This is a genomic window from Rhodoplanes roseus (genome assembly GCF_003258865.1).
GTDB classification, from domain to species: Bacteria; Pseudomonadota; Alphaproteobacteria; order Rhizobiales; family Xanthobacteraceae; genus Rhodoplanes; species Rhodoplanes roseus.
Window position 1 is genome coordinate 1 of sequence record NZ_NPEX01000560.1, and the last position, 1398, is coordinate 1398.

Sequence of the window (1398 nt, forward strand, 5' to 3'; positions counted from 1 at the left end):
CGGGTTCGCACCTTCGTGCGCCCCGGAACGACGAGCTTTCGAGAAGGAGAGACACCATGGACGACGTCACCCGTCCCGACACCCGCTACGCGCGGGGCCTGAAGAATCTCGCGGCGATCGACGGCGCCGCGGGGCAGCGCGTGATCGACGCGCTCGCCGACATCGCGCCCGACTTTTCGCGCATGGTGATCGAGTTTCCGTTCGGCGACGTCTACGACCGCCCGGGCCTCGACCTGCGCTCGCGCGAGATCGCCACCATCGCGGCGCTGGCGGCGCTCGGCCACGCACGGCCGCAGCTGGAGGTGCATCTGCACGCGGCGCTCAATGTCGGCGTGAGTCGCGAGGAGATCGTCGAGATCCTCATGCAGATGGCCGTCTATGCCGGCTTCCCGGCGGCCCTCAACGCGCTGTTCGCCGCCAAGCAGGTGTTTTCGGAACGTGACGCCGAGGCGGCTCGCGCCGGGGCGTGACTCGGCGCGTCATCCGGGCGTTCGAAGATACCGGCCGGACGCCCGGGCCGGGGTCGAGGATCGGCCTTGCCTCACCATCCTGCCCCCGTCGCGGCGCCGAGAAACCCGCGCCGCGGCGGCGCGTTGGCCCCTGACAAAGCCCGCCGGCGGTGGCTCTCACCGGCGGCGGGAAACAAGGAGGCCACGTATGACCGCCAAGCCGCCGCCCGTCCCCGTGGAGAACCAGAGCCCGCACGGCACCGGGGATGCGAACGCACCGGATGTCGGCTCCGGCCTGCCGAGCAAGACCCGTCAGGTCGCCGGCAAGGATCCGGACCAGCAGGGCCGCCAGGGCAACAGCAAGATCAACACCACGCATCAGGGCTATCAGCAGGACCGCTGAGTGGCCGGACCGGAGGAGGCACCATGTCGACCTCGACCAAGACTCCGAACAGCATCCGCCAGGGCGGTCCGGGCTCGTCGCACCAGGACGCCAACGAGCCGCGCCGCGACCTCAAGCCGCCGCCCGACGATCCGCAGCGCACCCGCAGCGACGTCTCGGGCGGTGGCGGCGTCGCCGACGGACACCACACCCACGATCCGGACCGCAAGTAACGGCGGCGATCGAGCCGATCAGGCGAGGAGACACGCGAGATGGCGAACGCCAGCAGGAAGAACATGGGCGTCGGCGCGCAAGGGAAGGGCGACGGCACCGGCGCGAACACCGAGGTCGACAAGGACATTCTGCCCGACAACATGGTGCTGTCGAACCGCGACAAGGCGCGGCATCCGGAGGAGCGTGGCCTCGACGGCAAGTTCATCCAGACCGAGCAGTTCCAGGACCACAGCACCGATCGATTGTCCGAGGAGTGAGCCCGGCGGGCGGTTGCCCTGACGCACAACCCTCGTGGTGAGGAGCGGCCGCAGGCCGCGTCTCGCCCCCCAAACG

4 protein-coding genes are annotated in these 1398 nt (G+C 70.1%); all 4 read left to right on the forward strand.

Annotated elements, in window-relative coordinates:
- Nucleotides 1-56 precede the first annotated feature (56 nt).
- Complete coding sequence (locus tag CH341_RS31220) at nucleotides 57-470, forward strand: carboxymuconolactone decarboxylase family protein (RefSeq protein ID WP_111423576.1); 414 nt, start codon at nucleotides 57-59, stop codon at nucleotides 468-470.
- A 187-nt stretch (nucleotides 471-657) separates the two neighbouring features.
- Nucleotides 658-852, forward strand: a complete 195-nt coding sequence (locus tag CH341_RS31225) for a hypothetical protein (protein ID WP_111423578.1) — start codon at nucleotides 658-660, stop codon at nucleotides 850-852.
- Nucleotides 853-875: 23 nt separating this feature from the next.
- Nucleotides 876-1064 carry a hypothetical protein gene (locus CH341_RS31230; protein WP_111423581.1) on the forward strand — a complete coding sequence of 63 codons (189 nt, stop codon included), beginning with the start codon at nucleotides 876-878 and terminating at the stop codon, nucleotides 1062-1064.
- Nucleotides 1065-1103: 39 nt separating this feature from the next.
- Entirely contained in the window at nucleotides 1104-1322 is a 219-nt protein-coding gene (locus CH341_RS31235; protein WP_111423583.1) for a hypothetical protein, read from the forward strand.
- The last annotated feature ends 76 nt before the right edge of the window (nucleotides 1323-1398 follow it).